Here is a 547-nt window from a genome sequence, read left to right as displayed (position 1 = left end):
GGCGCACAGAGCGCGCAGGGGGCGGCCAGTCGCCGCCGCCCCCTGCACCCCCGGGCTCCCGGCAGGAAAATCGCCGCTTCGCGGTCCCTTCGGCTTATCCCTTCCGGCTTCGGGTCGGGCGCGATGCAGCGTCCCTGCAAGTCGCGCCCTCAGCCCGCATCCATGCGGGCTGCCCCGGCCGTAAGTGAACGCCTCAGCGATTTTCAGCCGGACTCCCCACACTTCATGATTTCTAAAAAACACCACTCACAGCTTCCTGTAAGTTCAGACAAACRCAAAGCCACTCAGTCGTAACAAACCGTCATCGTAATTAACGCGAGGGATTGAGTCCCCGCTGAAACCGGCGARCCGGAGGCCGGATGACAAGGGCTGGACGCCATGGATGGCGGCCAGAGGCGAAATGAGGCAGGAKGCCGAATCGAGCCGACCGCRGGCAGACGGTCGGGAGGTGAGCGCAGTGCGCAGCACCGGTTTCTKTGCGGGGCCGCGGGGATTGCTAAGGGGGCCGCGGTGGCCCCCTTAGCACGTTCACCGTCAGCGGTGTTAC

This window comes from Enterobacter sp. PGRG2 (assembly GCF_030291195.1).
GTDB lineage: Bacteria > Pseudomonadota > Gammaproteobacteria > Enterobacterales > Enterobacteriaceae > Enterobacter_D.
Note: the sequence above shows the minus strand (reverse complement) of the source record.